The organism is Dysgonomonas sp. (genome assembly GCF_035323175.1).
GTDB lineage: Bacteria > Bacteroidota > Bacteroidia > Bacteroidales > Dysgonomonadaceae > Dysgonomonas.
The window spans coordinates 50,221-74,071 of sequence record NZ_DAOKYH010000011.1 but is presented as its reverse complement, the minus strand read 5'-3'; the positions used below and the strand labels follow the sequence as shown (position 1 = coordinate 74,071).

General features: G+C 35.1%; 20 protein-coding genes and 3 tRNA genes. 11 read left to right on the top strand and 12 right to left on the bottom strand.

Translation table 11 applies throughout. The annotated features are described in order from the left end of the window. Positions 1 to 11: 11 nt before the first annotated feature. From PKC55_RS13145 to pepT, 4 genes are all read right to left on the bottom strand, one after another. A complete protein-coding gene (locus tag PKC55_RS13145) occupies positions 12 to 2,762 on the bottom strand; it encodes an ATP-binding protein (RefSeq protein ID WP_324373345.1) in 2,751 nt (916 codons plus the stop codon). A gap of 354 nt (positions 2,763 to 3,116) precedes the next feature. Then, positions 3,117 to 3,782, bottom strand: a complete 666-nt coding sequence (locus PKC55_RS13140; protein ID WP_324373342.1) for a neutral zinc metallopeptidase — start codon at positions 3,780 to 3,782, stop codon at positions 3,117 to 3,119. 135 nt (positions 3,783 to 3,917) lie between these two features. Next, positions 3,918 to 5,015 carry a glycine cleavage system aminomethyltransferase GcvT gene (gcvT, locus tag PKC55_RS13135; RefSeq protein ID WP_324373340.1) on the bottom strand — a complete coding sequence of 366 codons (1,098 nt, stop codon included), beginning with the start codon at positions 5,013 to 5,015 and terminating at the stop codon, positions 3,918 to 3,920. Positions 5,016 to 5,189: 174 nt separating this feature from the next. Continuing rightward, on the bottom strand, positions 5,190 to 6,410 hold the full coding sequence (gene pepT / locus PKC55_RS13130) for a peptidase T (RefSeq protein WP_291130317.1): 1,221 nt from the start codon (positions 6,408 to 6,410) through the stop codon (positions 5,190 to 5,192). A gap of 273 nt (positions 6,411 to 6,683) precedes the next feature. Here pepT and PKC55_RS13125 point away from each other — a divergent pair. Further along, positions 6,684 to 6,757: transfer RNA gene (locus tag PKC55_RS13125), tRNA-Thr, on the top strand. A 142-nt stretch (positions 6,758 to 6,899) separates the two neighbouring features. Here the strand turns inward: PKC55_RS13125 and PKC55_RS13120 are convergent. Then, positions 6,900 to 7,703 carry a methionine ABC transporter substrate-binding lipoprotein MetQ gene (locus PKC55_RS13120; RefSeq protein WP_291130315.1) on the bottom strand — a complete coding sequence of 268 codons (804 nt, stop codon included), beginning with the start codon at positions 7,701 to 7,703 and terminating at the stop codon, positions 6,900 to 6,902. Positions 7,704 to 8,155: 452 nt separating this feature from the next. On the opposite strand from PKC55_RS13120, the gene metN reads away from it, so the two are divergent. The 9 genes from metN (at position 8,156) to PKC55_RS13075 (ending at position 14,905) form a co-directional block, all read left to right on the top strand. Then, a complete protein-coding gene (metN, locus tag PKC55_RS13115) occupies positions 8,156 to 9,187 on the top strand; it encodes a methionine ABC transporter ATP-binding protein MetN (protein WP_324373338.1) in 1,032 nt (343 codons plus the stop codon). After that, positions 9,180 to 9,833: a methionine ABC transporter permease gene (locus PKC55_RS13110; RefSeq protein WP_283687084.1), complete on the top strand. Its 654-nt coding sequence runs from the start codon at positions 9,180 to 9,182 to the stop codon at positions 9,831 to 9,833. The genes metN and PKC55_RS13110 overlap by 8 nt, the downstream gene beginning before the upstream one ends. 51 nt (positions 9,834 to 9,884) lie before the next feature. Further along, the gene (locus tag PKC55_RS13105) at positions 9,885 to 10,253 is read left to right on the top strand and encodes a rhodanese-like domain-containing protein (protein ID WP_291130306.1); all 369 of its coding nucleotides are present in this window, start codon (positions 9,885 to 9,887) and stop codon (positions 10,251 to 10,253) included. A gap of 104 nt (positions 10,254 to 10,357) precedes the next feature. Continuing rightward, positions 10,358 to 10,430 (top strand) — tRNA-Gly (locus tag PKC55_RS13100). 9 nt (positions 10,431 to 10,439) lie between these two features. Further along, a tRNA-Leu gene (locus PKC55_RS13095) sits at positions 10,440 to 10,522 on the top strand. Positions 10,523 to 11,128: 606 nt separating this feature from the next. After that, positions 11,129 to 12,271, top strand: a complete 1,143-nt coding sequence (locus PKC55_RS13090) for a hypothetical protein (RefSeq protein ID WP_291129056.1) — start codon at positions 11,129 to 11,131, stop codon at positions 12,269 to 12,271. A 26-nt stretch (positions 12,272 to 12,297) separates the two neighbouring features. Next, positions 12,298 to 13,077 carry a hypothetical protein gene (locus PKC55_RS13085; RefSeq protein ID WP_291129058.1) on the top strand — a complete coding sequence of 260 codons (780 nt, stop codon included), beginning with the start codon at positions 12,298 to 12,300 and terminating at the stop codon, positions 13,075 to 13,077. A gap of 511 nt (positions 13,078 to 13,588) precedes the next feature. Further along, entirely contained in the window at positions 13,589 to 14,410 is an 822-nt protein-coding gene (locus PKC55_RS13080; protein ID WP_291129061.1) for a hypothetical protein, read from the top strand. Positions 14,411 to 14,575: 165 nt separating this feature from the next. Further along, positions 14,576 to 14,905: a YnfA family protein gene (locus PKC55_RS13075; protein WP_291027064.1), complete on the top strand. Its 330-nt coding sequence runs from the start codon at positions 14,576 to 14,578 to the stop codon at positions 14,903 to 14,905. Positions 14,906 to 14,987: 82 nt separating this feature from the next. Here PKC55_RS13075 and PKC55_RS13070 read toward each other — a convergent pair whose 3' ends face one another. From PKC55_RS13070 to PKC55_RS13040, 7 genes are all read right to left on the bottom strand, one after another. Beyond that, complete coding sequence (locus tag PKC55_RS13070) at positions 14,988 to 15,296, bottom strand: hypothetical protein (RefSeq protein ID WP_291129067.1); 309 nt, start codon at positions 15,294 to 15,296, stop codon at positions 14,988 to 14,990. Between the two features lie 98 nt (positions 15,297 to 15,394). Further along, positions 15,395 to 15,790 (bottom strand): VOC family protein, encoded by a 396-nt coding sequence (locus PKC55_RS13065; protein ID WP_291129069.1) that lies wholly within the window; start codon positions 15,788 to 15,790, stop codon positions 15,395 to 15,397. Between the two features lie 107 nt (positions 15,791 to 15,897). Then, the gene (locus PKC55_RS13060; RefSeq protein ID WP_135104343.1) at positions 15,898 to 16,932 is read right to left on the bottom strand and encodes a 2-oxoacid:ferredoxin oxidoreductase subunit beta; all 1,035 of its coding nucleotides are present in this window, start codon (positions 16,930 to 16,932) and stop codon (positions 15,898 to 15,900) included. Between the two features lie 4 nt (positions 16,933 to 16,936). Further along, positions 16,937 to 18,784 (bottom strand): 2-oxoacid:acceptor oxidoreductase subunit alpha, encoded by a 1,848-nt coding sequence (locus tag PKC55_RS13055; RefSeq protein WP_291129071.1) that lies wholly within the window; start codon positions 18,782 to 18,784, stop codon positions 16,937 to 16,939. Positions 18,785 to 19,012: 228 nt separating this feature from the next. Beyond that, positions 19,013 to 19,666 (bottom strand): hypothetical protein, encoded by a 654-nt coding sequence (locus PKC55_RS13050; protein WP_283687579.1) that lies wholly within the window; start codon positions 19,664 to 19,666, stop codon positions 19,013 to 19,015. A 95-nt stretch (positions 19,667 to 19,761) separates the two neighbouring features. After that, positions 19,762 to 20,067, bottom strand: coding sequence for a thiosulfate sulfurtransferase GlpE (gene glpE / locus PKC55_RS13045; RefSeq protein ID WP_291129073.1), 306 nt, complete (start codon positions 20,065 to 20,067; stop codon positions 19,762 to 19,764). A gap of 44 nt (positions 20,068 to 20,111) precedes the next feature. Further along, entirely contained in the window at positions 20,112 to 21,566 is a 1,455-nt protein-coding gene (locus tag PKC55_RS13040) for a sodium:solute symporter (RefSeq protein WP_291129075.1), read from the bottom strand. Positions 21,567 to 22,130: 564 nt separating this feature from the next. Between PKC55_RS13040 and PKC55_RS13035 the strand changes: the two genes are divergently transcribed. Further along, positions 22,131 to 23,642 carry a Do family serine endopeptidase gene (locus tag PKC55_RS13035; RefSeq protein ID WP_135104348.1) on the top strand — a complete coding sequence of 504 codons (1,512 nt, stop codon included), beginning with the start codon at positions 22,131 to 22,133 and terminating at the stop codon, positions 23,640 to 23,642. Positions 23,643 to 23,851: the final 209 nt, after the last annotated feature.

Below are 23,851 nucleotides of genomic sequence, written 5' to 3'. Positions count from 1 at the left end.
AATTCAGATTTTTAAATAATATATTTATGAATAGTTTCTATTAATTTATCTTTGCAGATTGGCTTTGCTAAGAACTCATTACAACCTGAATCAATTGCTTTTTTTATGTCTTTTTCATAAGCTTTAGCACTAATTGCAATAATGATAATGTCAGGAGAAACTTGACGGATAATTTTTGTTGCTTCAAATCCATTAAGCGTTGGCATATTCAAGTCCATCAGGATCATATCAGGATTATATTCTTCAAACATTCTCACAGCCTCCACTCCATCTAGCCCTTGTAGCAAAGCATACTCTTCTCCTATCATTGCATCTATCAGTTGATAACTATTGTCATCATCGTCGGCAACTAAGATCGTGCAATTCTGATCGAAAGAATAGTTCTTGACCGAATTATCGGTATTATTTTTTTCTGCTTCCCCGTTTTTTGTAGGTTCATATGGCAATGTAAAAGTGAAGCAAGATCCTTTTTCTAATTCTGATTTAACCGATATTTCTCCACCAAGACGTTCTACTATAGAACGACAAATCGCTAAGCCCAATCCGGTTCCAATAGCATTGCTGTCAACTTGCATAAATCGTTCGAATATTTTATCTAATTGATCCTCTATTATTCCGATTCCGGTATCATTTACATAAACTTTGATCTTATTGTCTATTACCTCAAATCCATACTTTATATATCCTTTCTTCGTGAATTTTTGAGCATTAATAATAAGGTTTGATAGAACTTGGTGTATTCTGTTTCTATCGGATCGTATCCATAACTCTGTTCCTATATTATTATAGATAAGTTCTGTTTCGGGATGGCATTGAGATGCGTATGTTTCATATATCTCCAGACATAACATGCCAAAATCAAAGTCTTCGGGTTCAAATTCTACAATGCCGGATTCTATTTTCGAGAAGTCTAAAATTTCATTCACTAAGGCTAATAACCGACCACTATTGGACTCGACGAAATTAAAATAATAGTTTCGTTTTTCCTGATCATCGGTTTCTGCTATAATGCGAGAGAATCCTAATATTGCATTCAAAGGTGTGCGTATTTCATGACTCATATTAGATAGGAATGCCGATTTGAGTTTGTCTAACTGCTCTGCCTTCAACTTTGCTGTTGTAAGCTCTTTTTCTATTTTTTTGAGTTCTGTAATATCCCAACCTAAACCTATTACCAAAGAAGAATTATCCGTTTCGCTGTTTAATCGTATTTTGAGTATATCAACATATCGGATATTTCCATCATTATCTACAAATTCTTGAAATACTCTTTGAGGAACTCCGGTTTCAAATACCCCTATGTCTTCAGTCCGATATTTTTCAGCTACTTCTTTGGGGAAAATATCAAAGTCCGTTTTATCGGAAAAATCATCATTTTGAACGAGGTAAAATTGTGTTGATATCTTATTCCAATATATATATCTATAGTCGTTCAAAGGGTTTTTAATAAATACAGAAATAGGCATATTATCTAAAACCATATTCATGAGATTACGTGTGTTTTTACTTTCAATCTCAGCGTATTTCTGTTTCGTGGTATTTGACCAGTAACTCCATATAAATTTTGTGCCGAAAGTATCTCTCGTCAAATACGAGATACAGTCAAAGTAAGAAGTCTTTTCAGTCTCACTATCTGTGTAAATTATATTATACTTATAGCTTTCATTCGATTCCAGATTTTTTAGAATAATCTCCCATTGCTCTGTGCTAAGTTGTTTGAGATCTGATATTTTATAATCGGAAATATCTCTATCTTTTGATATATTATTGTGAAGTAAAAATTGTTGATTGGCAAATATTAGTTGGCCATCTTCCATATAAACTCCAAAAACATGATCGCTTGTCACATTATTCATGAAGTTTACTGTTTCATATTCCCAACGATTTTTTATAACATCGTCTATATTTTGTACGTACCCTTCTATGATTGTTTCGCCTTTATATTCGTATACGCTGGTTATTTGTGTTCTTATATAGGATACAATCGAGTAATTGTCTTTCGTATAAACTCGTCTATAGTCCAGGTATTTACCGTTGTAAATCCTGCCGTTCAAATAATCTATAAATGCTTCTTTGTCAGCCGGATGTATTTTAGAAGAATATTCATCAATAGATATAATCGCTTCCTCTTCAACTATAGAGAATATATTTCCAAATCCGGAATAATACAACATTCCTACTTGAGGATTATATTTCCAATGTCCTATTTTTGCTATTTTTTGCGTTTCTTTTAGCTTTCGGTTGGCGTTATCCAACCTCTTTTTCATCTGGCTACGCTGAGTTATATCACGATATTGACAAAGTACAAACTCCTTTTCATAAAGTTGTATGATACATTTGAAATATATGGTGTTTCTTTTTAAAGGAAGATCATAGTTGAGGCTTGACGTTCCTCCATTTGTTACAACATCATCAAAATGAGCTTTAAAATTTAAAGCCGTTTCTTCAGGGAGTATATCAAAAATATTCTGACCTACAATTTGTTCTGATTTTAGAAACCAGTGATTTGATTTTATAATACAATCTACACAGGTTCCGTCGTAGCGGAATAAAAAAAGTGAATCACAGGTTTTTAGTAATATTTCAAAGGCTCTTTCTCTATCATGCAACAGATTAACATTGGTCTCCTCCGTATTACTATAGGATACATTCCCTACATATTTGTTTATTAATTCTTTCTGTAATGCAAAATTGTCATATTCCAGATCTTTTATGCGCTGTATCAATTCATCCTTGGAATATTGTCTATACTTTATATCCATTGTATATAGTGTATTAAAAAGAGGAAACTATATTTATAAATACTATCAAAAAAAGATGATTATAACAACACCAATAAGGGTATAATGGTTTAGTGGTCTCAACTGTTTTGCCACTATATATTTTATCCAAAATTGGTTTTGTAAATTTAAAATATCAATCAAATAACGTGGAATATAGTATGATCAAAACTTTATTTAGCTTTTCTCATGTGTTACTGATTTATATTTGTTTTTTGTAAAAGTATAACAATGAAGTATAAAACTTTCTGTCTATTTAGGGCAAATTTTAGGCTTACTTCATGTTTATAATTATAAAAAAGAAACTAATTACTACGCTTAATCCTCGTTTCTATGTTATAACTGTTTATAGGGGATATCAAAGGTGTTTCCTTCTTTTATATTCCCTGTTTGGAGTCCTTTCTTCAACCAACGTATACGTTGAGCAGAGGCTCCGTGATTGGAGGTGTCGGGAACCGTGTATCCTTGCGATTGCATTTGCAAGCGGTCGTCTCCAATCTGCGAAGCTGCATTCAGTCCTTCTTCTATATCACCGTCTTCAAGCGAATTGAAGTTTTCATTATCGTGACAGGCCCATACTCCGGCATAAAAGTCAGCTTGTAGTTCAAGCCTAACGTTAAGCTCGTTACTTTCTTTTTCGGTCAACAGTTGTCCTTTTTGCAACGTACCCATCACGTATTGTACGTGATGACCTACTTCGGGAACTATATATATTAGTCTATTCTGAGCAAATATGTCAGCCCATACATCTTCTGTACCGGCCAATATTGTTTTTGCAAAAGTAGCAGCGGATTCCTCTTGGGGAGATGACGCATAGATTTTCTCCGGCGATATTATATCGGCTGCTTGCTGAGGCATAAACCCCATAGGGCTACCTCCTGCAAGCCCAATAATGAGAACAATTATGATTGTTCCGCCAATACCTAAAGAAATTTTACCCGAAGACCTTTTTTCTCGACGATCATCTACATTCTCACTAGTCCTTCTGCCATCCAATTTCATATTTTGTATTCTTAGATGTTGCTCGAGTATACATTATAAATACAAACATATAAAACAAAGAGATTGTTTAAATCTTCCTTTGCCTCTGTCTTTATCTCTTGCTGCTGCATCATGCGAAGAAAAAGTGTTATTGGATTAATCCAATTTCCTGAATGGCGGTTTTACTACCTCTGCTTTCAAATTCTTTTCTCGTACTTTAATAAAAACAGGAGTTCCCAGCTTAGCATATTCCGGTTTTACATAACCTAATCCTACCCCTATTTTTGAAGTTGGCGACATTGTACCCGAAGTGACTGTTCCTATTTTTTCATCATTTTCGTTTACTATATCGTAGCCGTGACGTGGAATTCCTTTTTCAAGCATCTTGAATCCACACAATTTCCGATTTACGCCTTCCTGCTTTTGTTTTTCAAGTATTTCGCGAGCAGTGAAATTCTTTCCTTCTGTAAATTTGGTAATCCAACCTAATCCGGCCTCGATAGGAGTAGTTGTATCATCCAGATCGTTTCCATAGAGGCAAAATCCCATCTCGAGACGAAGTGTATCGCGAGCACCCAGTCCTATCGGTTTAATGCCAAACTCTTCTCCTGCCTCAAAAATAGCATTCCATACATCTTCTCCGTATTCAGGGTAAAAGTATAACTCAAAACCTCCTGCTCCGGTATATCCTGTATTGGATATAATTACGCTCTCCAACCCCGATCCCTTAAGACTACCAATAACAAAAGAATAATAAGGGATCATTGTTAGATCTATCTTGGTTAGCTTTTGAAGTGTCGCCAAAGCTTTAGGTCCCTGTATGGCTAATTGGGCTATCGTGTCTGATGAGTTTTCAAGATCAGCCAATTCTTCATTATGATCTGTCAACCATTTCCAGTCTTTCTCTATGTTCGATGCATTTACTACTAACATGTATTTCTCGGGTTCGTAATGATATATGATTATATCATCTACTATTCCACCCTGATCGTTAATGATGGCAGTATACTGGGCTTTACCTATTTCAAGAGTGGCAACATCATTGCTTAACATTCTCTGTAAAAAAGGAAGAGCTCTGGATCCTTTTACCCATATCTCGCCCATATGAGATACATCAAATACTCCCACGCCTTTGCAGACGGTCATATGTTCATCTATAATACCTGAATATTCGATCGGCATGTTATAGCCCGCAAATTCATGCATCTTAGCGCCAAGAGCAATGTGGATGTCTGTAAATGGAGTTTTTTTCATTACTTATTATATATTTCGTTATTAGTGTTCAATATTACTAAAAAGTAACAAAAGTAACACATAATAATATAGGTTTTACTTGTTACTTTTTATTATTTATAGTGTATTTCCATATAATATAGATAATTTTATTCACATTAGAAAATGAATGAACCTATCTATATAAACAGCAATTTATTTACTCGTTACCAATTCTGCAATTTTAACGATCACCTGTACAGCTTTTTCCATCGATTGGATAGGTACAAATTCGTAACGTCCGTGGAAGTTATGCCCACCAGCAAAGATATTCGGACAAGGCAACCCCATAAATGATAGACGGGCACCATCTGTTCCTCCTCTGATAGGTTTTACAATAGGGGTAACGCCTACAGCAGTCATTGCTTCAAAAGCCAAATCAACCACATGCTTTACAGGCTCAACCTTCTCGCGCATATTATAATATTGGTCTTTTATTTCTACAGAAGTACTATCGGGGTATAGTTTATTGATGAAAGCTATAGTGTCTAACATTACCTGTTTGCGCTTTTCGAATATTTCACGATCGTGGTCACGTATTATATAACCTACGGTTGCAGCATCTACGGTTCCCGATATATTAGTCAAGTGGTAGAACCCTTCATATCCGGTAGTATGCTCGGGACGTTCATTTGAGGGTAGGAGAGAGACTAGTTTGTTGGCTACTACCAATGCATTAACCATCTTGTCTTTCGCATATCCGGGATGTACGCTTCGTCCCTGTATATTAATTTTTACGCCGGCAGCATTAAAATTTTCATACTCTAATTCGCCAATAGGTCCACCATCCATCGTATAAGCCCATTCGCAGCCAAATTTTTCAACATCAAAATAGTCAGCTCCTGCACCAATTTCTTCATCTGGAGTAAATCCTATTCGGATTTTTCCATGCTTGATTTCCGGATGATCTTTCAAGTACTTGATTGCAGTCAATATTTCTGCTATGCCTGCTTTGTCATCCGCACCTAATAGTGTTTTACCATCAGTTACTATCAAATCCTGATCTACATAGTCTTGCATCTCAGGAAAATCGTTAGGAGATAAAACTATATTAAGGTCTTTATTCAATATAATATCTTTTCCGTCATAATTTTTTACAATCTGTGGATTTACATCTTTACCCGTTAAATCGGGGCTGGTATCCATGTGCGCAACGAACCCTATGGTTGGCACTTCTTTATCTGTATTAGCCGGAAGAGTTGCCATAATATACCCCTTCTCATCCAAAGATATATCTTCTAAACCTATTTCATGCAACTCTTTTTCGAGTTCACGGGCTAGAACCATTTGTCCGGGAGTACTTGGTGTTGTACCTGTTTCAGTGCTTGATTCTGTGTCAAATTTTACATACTTCAAGAAACGATCTACTACTGTCATATTCTCTATTTATTTTTTATAATATTTTTATTGAAAAATCAAATTTGTTAACGCTTTGATATCTAGTATTTTCTTTCTACAAAAGAGTTTCATACAAATGTAGTAAAAGGAAATCAAAGGAAAAAATTGAAATCATATTTTGTGAATATGAAAAATTTATCTACTTTTGTCGCGGGTAAGTCCTATACGGTCAGCTCCCGATTAATCCCCCAGGGTTTGATCGCAGCAAGGGCCGTCGGTTGTAGCGACGCGATATAGTAAGCTTACCCATCTGCCTCTTTAGCTCAGTTGGCCAGAGCACGTGATTTGTAATCTCGGGGTCGTTGGTTCGAATCCGACAAGAGGCTCAAAAAGACTATCCAATTTGGATAGTCTTTTTTGTTTATAGCTATTTTTTATCTTCAATATAATAATAAAACAGGGTTAGAATTTCTAACCCTGTTTTATTATTATTGGAAGTACGTAAATTCTGCTTTTTGATATACTGAATTACCAACCTTTTACGGCTCCGCCTTTAAACACATCAGTAGCAACTTTTTCTACCTCTTCTGATTGATACGATTCTACAAACTTTTTGATTTTGTCATTATCTTTATTTTCTTCTCGGGTCACAATCAGATTGACATAAGGAGACTCCTTATCTTCTGCAAAGACAGCGTCTTTAAGTAAGAGCCCTGCTTGTCCTGCAAAATTATTGTTGATTATAGATAAAGATACTTTTGCGTCATCTAAGACTCTAGGTAGTTGTGGTGCTTCTAGTTCTAATATCTCCAGATTTTTAGGATTTTCTATTATATCAACTAGTCGTGGAGAGGTTGCTCCATCTTTCAGTTTTATCAATCCCGCCTTTTGTAATAATAGCAATGCTCTGCTATTGTTTGATGCATCATTCGGGATCACTACTACACTTCCATCTTTCAACTCATCCAAACTTTTTATTTTTTTTGAATATGCTGCCATTGGATATACAAACGTATTACCTACGATGGCAAATTTATACCCACGGTTCGTAGTTTGTTCTTCTAAAAAAGGCTTGGTTTGGAATACATTGGCTTCTATATCTCCTTGATCTAATGCTGTGTTTGGCATTATATAATCACTGAATTGTACTAATTCTACTTCTAGTCCGTATTTTTCTTTCGCTACTTTTTTAGCCGCTTCGGCTATTACGTATTCAGGGCCTGAAGATACCCCTACCTTAATATGATTTGGGTCGTTATTTTTTTTGTTTCCGCAAGATGTGAGTAGTATAAAGGATGCACATATAGTAATCAATCCATTTATTTTCTTCATACTGATATTATATTTTCTAAATTATTAAATAATGAGTAGGTTAGTATTATTTGTCTTCAATGATAAAATAATAACCTGCAAATTTTATCTAAGTTATAAAAAGGAATTATTGTAGCATTTACTCTTATCCATTTCTTTTAACACAGAGTAAAAAGAGTAACGCCGAGTTTTTTGCAATACAACAAATGCATCATTATTTTTTACCAATTGCTTAATACAAAAGTAAAGAATCTAATTATAATAAAAAACTTATGACCTGTATAGTCTCTGCAAAAGTATAAGGCTTCCATTTAATCATAAATACCATAAATGAGGTATTTATTGTATAAGCGATATCGTTAATTTTGTGGTTTGTAAAGAACAAAGGAGAATATTGAAAATATAATTTTATAAAATAGCCTGGATTGTGTACTTTTGGCAAAATAATTAAAAGAAACAATCTATATATTTAGATGATTGAAATAAAGAATGTAACAAAGGTTTTTCAGGGAAAGAATACGTCTTCTACTGCTCTGTCGAATATATCCCTTACTGTCCCTAAAGGCAAGATATTTGGTATAATAGGAGAGTCGGGTGCAGGCAAAAGTACGTTAATCCGCTGTGTAAACTTATTAGAACGTCCCACTTCAGGTGAAATATATATTGATGGACAGGATATGCTGACTTTGTCTTCTTCGGAGCTTATTGCTACCCGAAGGAAGATCGGTATGATATTTCAACACTTCAATTTGCTATCCTCCGCCACAGTATTTGAAAATATAGCATTTCCCCTAAAGCTGAATAAAACACCTAAGGAATTAATTAGACAACGGGTTTTGGAGTTGTTGGCTCTTGTGGGCCTAGAAAACAAAGCTAATGATTATCCTGCAAAACTTTCGGGTGGACAGAAACAGCGTGTTGCTATTGCGCGCGCTTTGGCTAATAATCCTCAAATACTTTTGTGTGACGAAGCAACCAGTGCATTAGATCCGGCAACTACTTATTCGATTCTTTCGTTGTTGAAAGATATTAATAAGAAGATGAATATTACAATATTGTTGATCACACATGAAATGGAAGTTGTAAAAACGATTTGTGATGAAGTCGCTGTCCTCAACAAGGGAGAGTTGATAGAGCAAGGGCTGATCACTGAGATCTTTTCACATCCTAAAAATGAATTGACCAAATACTTTATTGATTCTTCTATAAGACTGCATATTCCTTCTAATTATTCAGATCGGTTGACAGAACAATTTATGAATAATAAACATATGCTCATTCGATTGGAGATATCGGGACAGTCTGAAGCAAATGCAGTGCTATCGGATATTGCGAAGTTGTATGAGGTCAATAGTAATATTGTATGTGCTCAAATAGATCATATAAAAGGTGTTAAGTTTGGGGTTATGTTGATAGAATTACACGGCTTGCCCGAAAATGAAATATTAGCTGTTGGGTATTTAAAGAGTAAGAATATAAATGTAAGTACTTTAGGATATGTCTAGTGAGATGATCGATTTATTGTTAAAAGGTACAGGTGAAACAATCGTCATGACCCTTGTGTCAGGCTTTTTTAGTTTTTTGCTGGGGTTACCGCTTGGGGTTTGGCTGTATATAACACGTAAAGGGCAGATAAAAGAAAATATGATATTGCATAATATCCTATCAACATTCATAAATATTTTTAGAGCCATTCCTTTTATTATTCTTATTGTATGGATGATTCCTTTCACTCGTGCATTGGTAGGTACATCAATAGGGGTTTTAGCCGCACTTGTTCCATTGAGTATTGGTGCTGCTCCTTTTGTTGCCCGAATGATAGAAAATAGCCTTATCGATGTGCCGAGTGGTTTGATAGAGGCTTCTCGATCGATGGGTGCAACTCCACTTCAGATTGTGAAAAAGGTTTTATTGCCAGAAGCATTACCGTCAATTGTTAATTGTGTATCTATCACGTTAATAATGCTTGTCGGTTATTCTGCTATGGGTGGTGCTGTGGGAGCCAGAGGATTGGGGCAAATTGGTTACCAATATGGCTATGTTGGCTATAATCTGGAAATAATGAATATAGTTTTAGCGTTGCTCGTAATATTAGTGTTTATAATCCAATATACAGGTAATTATATTTCTAAGAAGTTTGACCATAGATAATCACTTTGCTCTTTTGGGAATATAAATAATATTCACAATTTAAATTAGAAAATGAAACTATCTTATTTTTTATTTACAATTATTCTTAGTCTGATATCTCTTTTTATTGATGCGCAGATAGCCGATACAGATACATTAAGATCATTGGCTGCACGTAAAGGTACTGTGATTGTTGATGTGCGTACGGTAGAAGAGTACGATGAAGGGCATATCGAATCGTCTATAAATATTCCCTTACAGATACTCGGTGATTCTATCGAGAGTTTAAAACATTATGAGAAAGTAATTGTGATCTGCCGAAGTGGCAGACGAAGTGCTAAAGCCAAAGCTGAGTTGGAAGAGGCTGGATTTACGAATGTATATAATGGTGGTGGATGGGAACATCTAAAGACTATTTTAGAAGCACGAGAAGAAGAGTAGCACGGGGCGTTTTCGTCCTGATAAAAAATAAGAATGAAGGTGTAAAATAGTATTCTTATTTTTGGTCAGAGTTCAGAAAATATACTAATTTTACAACACCGATTGCGAAAGTAGCTCAGTTGGTAGAGCACAACCTTCCCAAGGTTGGGGTCGCGGGTTCGAGCCCCGTTTTTCGCTCGGATAAAGGCGCATGTGGCGTAATTGGTAGCCGCGCTGTCTTCAGGTGGCAGTGACCTACGGTCGTGGGGGTTCGAGTCCCTTCATGCGCACAGATTAATTTTAAACCCTTTGATTATCTACAAATAGTCAAAGGGTTTTTCTTTCATTTCTTTTATATATAGTTTTTAACCACATCTTTTATTTCATTGGTATATATCATCTAAAGAAGATACATTGTGCCTTGTTTCCTTTTTTTCTTTATCAAAAGTTATGATGTATTTTATTAGCACTACTGCAACATCCTTTATTTTTGGGAAAAAGTAATTCGATATATATAGGTGAATGTGTGTTGCAAAAATTGTGTATAAATTTTTCAGTATTTTATTAATAGTAACTCAAAAACAGAGGCAAGTAATAAGTGTGCGTTATAAGCACTCCATCATCTGTTAGTAAAATTCAATACATGGATAAGTGGATGTTTATAAGTGAGATCGGTGTGTGTTGGGATGGTCAGTTTGGGTTACTCTTTCATTTTCTTAGCCCATGATTCTTTTTCCAACAATTACCCTTCGTCTTTCCAGCTTGCAATCCCAATTAATTATGAAAGAGAAGATCATCTTTCATCATAAATAGGTATTTTAACTTAATTTACTATAAACTAATTTTGTCTTGTTAGCTAACAGAATTAAGGGATTCATAAATTTAAAATAACATATATGAAAAATACTTGTTTATCAAGTTTATTCTTGATATTATTTTGCTTATTTACCACTTCCTGTACGGATGATTTAGATGGATACCAGTCTGCTAATGAAATTAATAAAAGCCGTAATATCAATGATCTTATAGAATATGCCAAGTCTCAGTATAGTAACAAGAACCTTAAATCAGCTACTCACCATGAGCCGGATTGGGAAGATTATAACATTATAAAGGAATCGCAGGACACCTTATCGTTAAGTATTCCTATCTCTCTTGACTCGGACGGTAGGCAAAGTCTACTCATTATAAACCAGATTGAGGCTAACAAGCAATTGTTTCTGATAAATCTTCCTGATCATTCAAATGATACTCTTCCTTTAAATATACGCAGAAGAATCGTTGTGTATCAGGATGGAACTCCGACATTATGCAGACCCGTTTATGATGAAAACGGACAACTCAGGATTGCTAAACTTCGGACATCACCTGCTTTAAAACAGGGCGGATTTGACGGTGGCGCATTACCCGAAGTCATCGTCTACGGTTCGAACTATGATATTTTTTGGTGGTGGTGGGATTACATTGCCGGAATTATGCAACTTCCGCCCCCTCCCGGAGTGCCTGGTGGCAATCCGAGTAATTCATCCGATAACATAGCTGATTATTACAAGGTAGAAAATATTAAAAAAGATGATGGAGTAAAAAAGGTTATAGAAGATATGAAAACGAAGCTGAAAACCGATACATCTCCCGAAAAAGGACGAAGGGAATTAGGCGTTTGGGTGTTTTATGATGAAGAAACAAAAAAATATTATGTAGGTAATATCAAGGAAGGGCAATATACCAAAGGGGGTGAAGGTACAAATGCCAGTATAGCACCCGGCAATGCTACTCCCGCCAAGAATGGAAACCATATACCGTCTACGGCAAAGCCCGTAACATTTATTCATATTCATACTCCTTTGACAAATGAAAAGGACTGTCAAAGACAAGTCGGATTTTCACAATCTGATATAACCTATGCGAATAAGAATAATATAGAAATAATTGTAGTCGATTATGTAGGCACATTAGCTCCGGATGGCATATATTATATTTATGGAGGTCACGACATAAACGACCCTATGCAAGACTATTATTATATACCTAAAAAGTAATTATAAATTAAAAGTATATTTGCGTTATGAAATTAAAAGTAAACATTCTGTTTTTGTCATTTATGATATTAAATACAATGACAAGTTATATAGGAGCACAAGACCTATCGACCTTGACGGAAGCCCAAAGAAACAATAAACTAATTGAAATAGCTAAAAATGTTTATAAAGCTCCCCGACTCAAGAACTTTTACCGGGAATATGGAACACCTACCATTACTGCTCAAAAAACGATAGAGGCAACAGGAGACGCTTATAATAAGCTGTACAATGACCCTAAGACAAGTTGGTATGGTTCGAAGCCCAATCAGAAGTTTTATGTTGTTTATTTCCCTTATGATAAAAACAAAGAGTCTTTTACGGCAGATTATGCGGCAAAAGTCTATATTTGGGAAAAAACAGGAGAAGCCTTCATGATCGGTCTTGGAAATATGCTAATGTATACAGTTAAAGATGGCAACATCCCGAACTACGACAAACAACCTGAACCTGATAAATATTATACTATCACCTATTCTAAAGATATGCCTTTATATTATAATAAATCATTACCACAAAAAGGCAAATTTGGTGATATTGTAACCATCGTTCTAAAAACCGTTACAACCGAAGCGTGGGATGGCTGGACTACTGAACAGGGATTTAATTTTAACCCTGATAAGGACTTGAAAAACGGGCAGGTAATTTCTGACGAGATTAGCTCTGAAGCACGAAGTATTGATGTCAGGACTATTAAAATCATGGTTACGGGAGATATGACCGTTAATGTGACTGCCTATAAGGAAGAATACGATGCTCTATTCTAATACAAACTTATATAATTTAAAAGCATAATTATCAATCGAGGTTTTTGTAAAAAGGAAATATCTAAACTGATATTTCCTTTTTATTTATTCTTGCTTCCAAAAATGTGGATACTGCCCGGATTCACACGCCGTATCATAATGAATGTTCCTTTATCAGGTTTTGATGGCAAATATCGGTTAATACACTAAAAAACAACTTTAATGTAATGAGATTCAATCCCTTTTCCCTTTAAATAAATTATTTAAGATGCAATAAACTAGAAAGGCAAGGTAGGATACCACCACTACACTCAGCATAACCCAATTAACAGCATTAATATCCATAGCATAAATTGTTTTTGTTTACTCAAATGTATTATATGATTATTTCATTTCGATTAAAATTTTATTAAGTATTTGCTAAATAATTATTTATGAGGGAGCTGTGAATTTTACTTTTGCATGCAACTTTTTATAGAAGACAATCATCTATGTATTATAAAGAGAAGTAGTAACCCTTATATATATTATAATGAAAAACATAAGTTCGTATTTTAAATTATGTCTTGTGCTGGTCTGTTTATTATTTGTAGCATGCTCGGATGATAACAGCATACAGAATTTTCCGGGTGGAACTTCTGCTCAATTATTGCCGGTAAAAATCTCCGGAGAAAAGAATGGTGGTCAGAAAGTGTTCGTATACGACGATTACAATCGCCTTATAAGTTGTAGTTATTTTTCTAAATCAGATAAGAATCTATCTAAGATCAGCGAACTTAAAATACAATACGATGCATTGGGGCGTGTAGATAAAGCTACACAGGAATCCTCAGAAGGCGAAAGTTATACTTATACAATAACTTATGACGGATCACATATCGTAGTGCAAGATAAATACTATACACGATACATTGACATTGATACAAAAGGCAGGGTGTTGAAAATGAAGCAATATTATGCAAATAACAGAGATGCATCGATAGAATATAATTACCAATACGATCAGAAGGGTAATTTGATAAAGAACGACTTTAACAACAATTATTATTCATACACCTATGATGTTCATAATGGTATATATAGCTCTGTGAATACACCTCAGTGGTTTTTGGTGACTATGCTGGACGCTACTCTTATTTATAATAATTATACTCAAATACAAGTATCTTTTTTAGATGAGAATGGAAAAGAGCAAACACCTACCACCTTTAAAATAACCCACACTTACAATGAAAATGGATATACGGTTAAATATCATGTTCCTAATATGACGTTTTGTGGAACGCCACCCTTACCGGAAAGTGATTTTAGAGTGGAATACCAAGAAGCCAAGGTTATGGGGGTATATTTTTGATTTTAATTTATTCTTTAATTATACAAGGACAACATTTGTTGTCCTTTTTTATTATAGGAATATCTTATATTGTTATAGAAAATGTTGTTTTAGTACTCCAGATGAATCTGATTACTGTTTCTCTTAAATAAATTGATACTTTTGTCTTGTTTAAATGAAAACTCTATGGATATTTTAAGGTCTGTTTTTATATTTATTCTTGCCGGTATATGCGAAATTGGCGGTGGATATCTCATTTGGTTATCTATAAGAGAAGATAAGCCTCTATGGTATGGAATTCTTGGCGGAGCTATTATGATTGCATACGGTATAGTTGCTACTTTTCAGGAGTCTAATTTCGCAAAAGTTTATGCAACGTATGGCGGCTTTTTCATCGTTTTGTCTCTTCTTTGGGCATTTGTGTTTGATAAATATATTCCTACTAAATATGATATTATCGGAGCACTGGTTGCATTGATCGGTGTTTGTATTATCTATTATTCTCCTCGCGAATAATAAATGCTAGTCGATTATTGTATTCTTTTTGTTGTTGGCTAAAAGAATACACGCTATTTAGATATAAAAGTAAAAATGATAACTATTCCGGGTCAGTATTAAACTTCCATTCTTTGTTTACAAAATCAAACACAATTGATAATTCCGATACAGAGGGGAGTTTTAGAAACTTATATTGAGTAATTATAGCTATTCTTGCTCCTTGTAATTTTGATACATTCTCATTCCATTCCGAAATTTTATTGAAGTAGGTATTTACACTTTCAATATCGGAAGAAGATATCGCTTTGTTAATATCATTTACTAAACCTGCGATATTAAGATTATTATAAGACTCGTTAAGTTTCTTATAATTTTCCATATAACTATCTTGAATTTCTTTTACGTCCATAGCATTGAGAGTTTTGTATATTAAACCTGTTATATGATATAAAGTTAAGTAAAATAAATACAAATAGATAAGATAGAAGGTGGATATTTTACCTTGTTTTAAATGATTCTTTCAGCAAATGCTATTACATGCCCATCGGGATCTGCGAAATAACATGCTCTGTCTCCCCAATTTCGTTCAATAATGGGACTTATTAGTTTTGCTCCACTATTAATTGCATTCTCAAACTCCAATTTAATATCCTCAACATACAGATACAGTTCACATCTGGGGATTCCATTGCCATCCTGAGGGTGGGGGATTTGATTTGCTAATATTCTGGCGATTCCGTTGTTAGGCATTAAGCCTAATTTGCAATGGTCGGATAAATTAAATTCTGTCATTCCGGGGACATTAAGATCCGGAGCTTGGCGAAATATCTTTTGATAAAATAAACTGCTTCTTTCTTGATTATCTACAAACAGAATTGTTTGAGCGAGTTTAATGTGCTTCATGATTTTGACTTTATATTGTCATTTTTTTCTGGACGAGACAAATAATTAAAAAACCTCTGAAACTTTATAAGAGATCAGAGGCTTTTAAGTTTAATATCTATATTGTATTATTTCACTTCCCATACATCCTGTTTCATCAGGTAATCTGTAAGCTTACGAACCGGATTTTTAGCTTGTACTTCTTTTACTTGCTCTTCTATACCTTGATCGTACGTAGGCTCTTCCACATCACGAATAACACCTAGTGCTAAAGGTAAGCCATTTTGAGGAGACATCAATCCTAGTTTTAGGTGTAATGTATCATCCTTCGTAGTAGCGTCATGTACCAAAACATCATCGATTGTATAACCATTCTGACCGATAATTACATCCTTGATTTGCCAGCCGTCAATTACTAATCCTTTATCTTTGTTTGCACCGAACAGCATCTTTTCTCCATGTTTCAACAAGATGGTACGTTCGGCTCTCCATGCTCTGTCTACAACATTATCGTGGATAGCATCGTTGAATATTACACAATTTTGCAATATTTCTACAACAGAAGTGCCTTTATGCTTTGCCGATAAAGTCAAAACTTCAGTCGTGTTAGCTAAATCGACATCTATACAACGAGCAAAAAAGGTTCCACGTGCTCCCAGTGCTAATTCTACAGGGTGGAATGGATCTTCTACTGTCCCAAAAGGAGAAGACTTAGAAACAAATCCTCTGTCAGATGTTGGTGAAAATTGCCCCTTTGTTAAGCCGTAAATTTTATTGTTTAGTAGCAAAATGTTAATATCCACATTACGACGTACTGCATGTATAAAGTGGTTACCTCCAATAGCAAGACAGTCGCCATCACCGGTAGCAAGCCAAACGGATAACTCCGGTTTTGCTGTTTTTACTCCTGTCGCAATAGCAGCCCCACGTCCGTGAATGGTATGGAACCCATATGTGTTCATATAGTAAGGCAGGCGAGAAGAGCATCCAATACCTGATATAACAGCTGTTTTATGAGGCTCTATACCCAACTCAGCCATTGCTTTGTGCAAGCAATTGAGAAGAGCATGGTCTCCGCATCCCGGACACCAACGTACATACTGATCGCTTTTATAATCTTTAGCCTGATGAGAAGAGGCCATTTTTAAATTTACATCTATCATAATTTTACTCTCCTAACTTCTTTGTGAATGCTTCAATCAATTCAGAAACAGCGAATGGCTGTCCTTCCACTTTGTTGTAACGTGATACTTGCAATCCGGGGATTTTGTCCACCAAATAGCCTGCGAATTGACCGTTGTTTAACTCTGCAACAATAATATTTTTAAATTTACGGAGTATCGACTCTGTATTCTTAGGTAATGGACTAATAAATCGGAAATGAGCTAAAGCCACTTTATGTCCGAAGATATTCATTTTTTCAACTGCTTCTCGCAAATGTCCGTATGTTCCACCCCATCCGATAACCAATAACTCTGCATCTTCTCCGCCAATTAGCTCCAGTTGAGGAATTATATCCGCCACTTTATCTACTTTTTGTTGTCTGATATCAGTCATTTTTTGATGGTTAGCTGCGTCGGTAGAGATGGCTCCGGTTTTAATGTCTTTTTCAAGTCCACCAATACGGTGTGTATAACCTTCTAAGCCCGCTTCAGCCCAGTAGCGAACCATTGTTTCATCATTACGTAACGCACTATTCCATTCGTTGCCTGTGTATTGCGATATATCATGCGGAGTTATTGTCGGATATTGGTCTAAGTCTGGAATACGCCATGCCGAAGAACCGTTTGCTATATAACCATCTGTTAACAAGATCACAGGCATAACACGCTCTAATGCGATCTTAGATGCCCAATAGGCCATATCAAAGCAATCTGTAGGACTAGCTGCTGCCAGTACTACAATAGGACTTTCGCCATTGCGACCATATAGAGCTTGTCTGAGGTCGGTTTGTTCTGTTTTAGTTGGCAGGCCTGTAGATGGGCCTCCTCGTTGAACATCGATAACAATAAGTGGCAATTCAGCCATTACAGCCAATCCTATAGCTTCACCTTTGAGGGCTAAACCCGGTCCTGATGTAGATGTAACTGCTAAGTTACCTGCAAAACTGGCGCCTATAGCTGTACATACACCGGCTATTTCATCTTCTACCTGAATTGCTTTAACTCCTAGCTGTTTAAATTTAACGAGCTCTTGCAGAATATCTGTTGCCGGAGTAATTGGGTATGAGCCCAAGAACAGCGGTTTACCAGAATTTTCGGAAGCAGCAATCAATCCATATGCTGTTGCTGTATTTCCATTAATATCTATATAGTATCCTTTGTCAATATTTACAGTCTCTACCCTATATGAAGAGATAGACATATTGGTATTATGTCCGTAATTAAATCCATCGGCTAGTACTTTAAGGTTTGCTTCGACCAAAACCGGTTTCTTTGCAAATTTGTTAGAAAGTATATGGTTAGCTACATCCAATGGACGATTAAATAACCAGCATACAAGTCCTAATGCAAACATATTTTTACTTCTGACACGAGATTTCATATCCATTTCCATACCTTCGAGGCTACTCTTAGTTAGAGTTGTTATCGGTACGGAGATTATCTGCTGTGTTGTCAGTCCTAATTCTGTAAATGGATCTTCGGTAGCAAATAGAGCTTTTTCCAAATCACGTTTTCCGAAAGAGTCTGTATCGATAATTATAACAGAATCTTTTTTCAATGATTTGGCGTTTACTTTCAAAGCAGCAGGGTTCATTGCAACTAAAACATCAGACATATCGCCTGAGTTGTAAATTTGATTACCTAAATGTACTTGAAAGCCTGAAACTCCATACAGAGTACCTTGAGGTGCTCTGATTTCTGCAGGAAAATCAGGGAATGTAGCTATCTGATTTCCAAAGATAGCAGAGAGGTTTGAGAAAATGGTTCCGGTTAACTGCATACCATCTCCCGAATCGCCAGAAAAACGTACGACTATGTCTTTTACGTCCTTAATTTTTACTGTGTTTTGCATTACTTACTTTAATAACAGATAGTATTTATTTAATCTTAAACAAAGGAAAAAAGTATTCATGAATAAACAAACTTATTTATATGAAAAATATCAAAATAATACTACTTTATTGATAAAACTTTTCTATGTTCGGATAGGCTAAACTAATAGAGTTCTTATATTTAAAAATAAATTACGTTTTTCTATATTTTTTAGAGAAAAAGCATAGTTGGAATTCCTTTTTTTATGTCATTCAACAAATTGAGAACAATATTCAACAGCCTTTTTTACATCTTCAATGTTTTTGAAGTCAAGATTTAGTTCCTTTAGCTGTTCTTTTATTGTACTTTCTTGGTCTTTAAAAAGCTTGGCTAGGGAGTTGATAGAATTGAAACGCTTAAACTTTGATTCTAATTTTAGGTAATAAGAGTCATTAGGATATACAGAGTATCCACTAGAGTTTAAATTGTATTTCTTATCTTCCGCAAGTATACTGCCAATGCTCATTATTGCTGTTGTATTTGACTTTGTGCCAAATGCACCAGAAGTCCCTTCTTGTATAATGTTAGAGGATCTTCTGATATAAAAAAAGAGATCTTTAACTTTTATTTTTTCATAAAAAACATTGCCTTTTATATGCTCGAATATGCGCTTATTAAATTCAACATATTCAATATCTGAAACATCAGATAATTCCATAATTTTTTTTTCGGATAGAAAAAGTAGCTTCTCACTGACCGTGTCATAATTAAAGAACCCTTTTGATATTTTTTTGTTATCTTTATATATAATTTTTCCATCCATAAATTGATCACATAAATACCTTTTTGTCTGACCTTCTTGAGAACTCATCTCTAAAACAGAGAATAATAAAAATAAAATTACTACACCTTTAGTTTTCATAATTTATAAATGTTTTAAGTGAAAATTATAGACTACAAGAAAGAAGTTTTTATAATTAAATTAGTGATATGTTGATATTTCAGAATCAACTATTTTTATACTTGAAATGATTCCTTCCACTCTTCATATCCTCCATCAATGCTATATACATCAGAGAATCCTTGTTGCGATAAAAAATCTGCCGCTAGTTGGCTACTATTGCCATGGTAACAAATAACTAATACCGGAGTATCTTTCTCGGTCTCGGATAAAAATTTTGGTAGCGATGATTGGGTAAGGTTTATTGCTCGATTATCATGAGAAAGGCTAAAGCTTAGCTCATCTCTGATATCTACAAGTACTGCGTGATTCTCAACCAATAATGCTTTAGCTTGAGAGGGATTGATATGTTTAAATGCCATAATAGTCTACTTCTTTTAATTTTATATATACTATTATAACAAAACTATAAGGATGTTGTTTGTTTATCGTGCTTCAGGCACAATAATCCAATAGCAGTTAGCAGCCCGTTAAGTAATAATATTTCATATCCTACTGTGTAAGAAAACAACCTTAGGGAAAGAAATTCAATGAGATAGCTTAATACCGGTGCAAGTATGCATATGTATGGCACATACTTGTCTCGTATGCTAACTTTTGAGAAAAGACCGAAGAAAAATAATCCTAACAATGGTCCATAGGTATATGATGCTACTTTGTAAATAGTATCCAATACGTTTTCTTGATGAATAGAATTTATGATAAGGATTACCAGTAAAAATGCCAAACTCACAAGTTGATGTACTCTTTTTCTTATTTTCTTTGCTTGCTCTTCATTATCTCGTTTGATATTAAGGATATCTATACATACAGATGTTGTTAATGCAGTTAATGCCGAGTCTGCACTGGAGAAGGCGGCGGCAATTATACCGATCGTGAAAAATATAAGTACGGGAAAACCTAAATATTCGGTTGCCATAACAGGCAATATCTGATCGGAATGTTGTGGGAGGGTGATATTAAATTGGCTTGCAAACAATATAAGTAAGACACCCAAAGATAAAAATAACAGATTGATGGGGATAAAAGCAAATCCGTATGTTACCATGTTCTTTTGTGCATCTTTTAGACTCTTGCATGTTAAGTTCTTCTGCATCATATCCTGATCAAGCCCTGTCATTACAATTGTAATGAATACTCCGCTAAGGAATTGTTTGAAAAAGTTTTGACGGGAAGCCCAATCGTCAAAAACAAATATGCGGGAATGTTCGTTGTTGCTAATCACATTTATTGCTTGTGATATATCTAAGTCCATCTTTGATGCAACCTGCCATATTATGAGTATAACACCTAGTATCAGAGATGAAGTTTGTAGTGTGTCTGTCCATATGATGGTCTTGATGCCACTGCGGAATGTATACGCCCAGATGAGTAGGATGATACCGATAACCGTAACAAAGAATGGTATATTCCATTGATCGAAAACAAGTGTTTGCAATATTATAGCTACTAGGTATAGGCGTGCGGCAGCCCCGATGATTTTAGATAAGATAAAAAAAGAAGCTCCCGTTTTATATGAATAAAAACCAAAGCGCTTCTCTAAATAACCATATATGGTCGTGAGATTTAGCTTGTAATAGAGGGGGAGTAATACGAAGGCTACGATGAAATATCCAATGGTGAAACCAAACACCATTTGCATGTATGTCATATCAAATTTACCAACCATTCCCGGAACGGATACAAAAGTTACTCCGGAGATAGATGTGCCAACCATCGCTATGGCAACTACAAACCAAGGAGATTGCCTATTCCCTAAAAAGAATGCTTCATTATCACTGCTTTTTTTACTTACAAAATGAGAAATAACCAATAGCGTCGTAAAATAGACTGCAATAATAACAAGTATGTATATCCCCATAAGATGATTAGCTATATATTCTTTATATATTCCTGTAAAACGATTCTATGCAGACAGTATTGTTTACAAAGCCAATCTCAGTCATCTTTATATTTGCCAATGTGGAAAAATACAATTAGATGTGACAATTTGGCATAGGTTTATGTCTGGATCAATTTTTAAGTCTTACTTAAAATAATTAAGCAGGGCTAAAGGTAAGAAATAAAGAAGTTGAAAATAATTCGTTGAATATATTTTTTTTTGAAAATGACTATTTATAAACAAGTAAGTATGATAAAAGCTTATGTTATTATGTGCTGAGTATTTCCTGATTTAACCTCTTTCTCTAGACTTTCTTCAAAGTTAATGATACCGTTATATTATTTGGAATAAAAAGGCACTGTTTGATTATAAATCAGACAAAAAGTCGGCCCCAATTGTTAAAATAATAATAAAGGATTTTTACTCGGTTAAAAGTGTTAAAAAATAATCTTATCTTGTATCAAGTGTACAGTTTTTGTATTTAAATTTGAAAATAAATTGAACGACAATAATCAGTTATTAAACAATTAAAGATACTTGCATATGAAAAAGATTTGGAAAAATATTTCAACCTATGCTTTGGTTGCATTAGTGAGTATAGGTGCTACTTATGGTATGTATACCTTTATGGATCATCGTAGAGGATATAGTTCAGCCGACTTTTATAATTATGGGGGAGAGTTTAATCAGAAAGGAGTTCATTTGGCCAGTTTGACCGCCGAAGGATACCCTGATTTTACGAAGGCGGCTGAGAATTCGGTACATGCTGTAGTGCATATAAAATCAACCGTAAAATCACAGGCTCCTGCGCAGGGGCGTCAAAGGGCAATTGATCCATTCGAATACTTTTTCGGATTTGGTGATAGAGGTCAGGATTTTGGTACTCCCCAACCGAGTGTAGGCTTTGGTTCTGGTGTTATTATCTCAAAGGATGGTTACATTGTTACTAACAATCATGTTATAGACAAGGCAAATGAGATAGAGGTTACATTGAATGACAATAGAAAGTTTACGGCTAAACTAATCGGTACAGATCCGCAGACAGATATCGCCTTGCTCAAAATAGAAGGGAATGAATTTGCATATATACCATTTGGTAATTCAGATAACCTGAAAGTAGGAGAATGGGTGTTGGCAGTAGGAAATCCTTTCAATCTGACATCTACAGTAACCGCCGGGATTGTAAGTGCTAAAGGTCGTGGTGGCATTGGTGCAAATAGTGGAGACATTCAGTCGTTTATACAGACCGATGCAGCTATTAACAGAGGAAACAGTGGAGGTGCGCTTGTGAATACAAACGGAGAACTAGTCGGTATCAACACTGCCATCTATTCACAAACTGGTGACTTTGCCGGATATGGTTTTGCTGTTCCTATCTCTATCGCAGGAAAAGTTGTAGCAGACATAAAAGAATACGGAACAGTGCAACGTGCTGTGTTGGGTGTTATGATTCAAGATATCTCTGTAGCGAAAGAGGCTAATCCGGACAAGACAAAAGGTCTTAAAGCAAATGAAGGTGCTTATGTTGGTGGTTTTGCAGAAATGAGTCCGGCCAAACAAGCAGGATTAGAGGAAGGTGATGTGATTACAGCTATCAATGGCGTGAAGGTTAAGGGCGTGAGTGAACTTCAAGATCAGGTAAACAGGTTCCGTCCCGGAGATAAGGTAAAAGTAGATATAATCCGTGGAAGCTCTACTAAGACCTACGATGTTACACTCAAAAACAGTTCGGGCAATACATCTGTAGTCAAAAAAGGTGACGGTATAGCTGCTGTAGGTGCTGCGTTTAAAGAACTGTCGGCAGACAAGAAGAAAGACCTGGGCGTAAGCTATGGTGTTGAAGTTGCAGGTGTTGATAATGGAGGCAAATTCTACAAAGAAGGAATAAGCAAAGGTTTTATTATTCAGAAGATAAATAATCAACCTGTATCATCTCCAAGTCAGGTAGAAAACATTATTACATCAACAGCAGGAAGTCAGGATAAAGTATTGTTCATATCCGGGATAACCCCATCCGGTGCAAGGAAATATTATGCGGTAGATCTTAGCGAATAAGTATCATATTCGTATTAAAATATAAATAACGCTTAAGTTCAAAACAATAATGTTACTTAAGCGTTATTTATATGTATAAACTTTATAAAGTACAAAATAATTATTCTGTTTAATAAGTATTATTTAAGCCATTCAACAATAAAACCAGACTGTTGATGGTGGCTATCTAGTATTTTTTTACTATATTTGCAAACATTTTTGGGGTATTT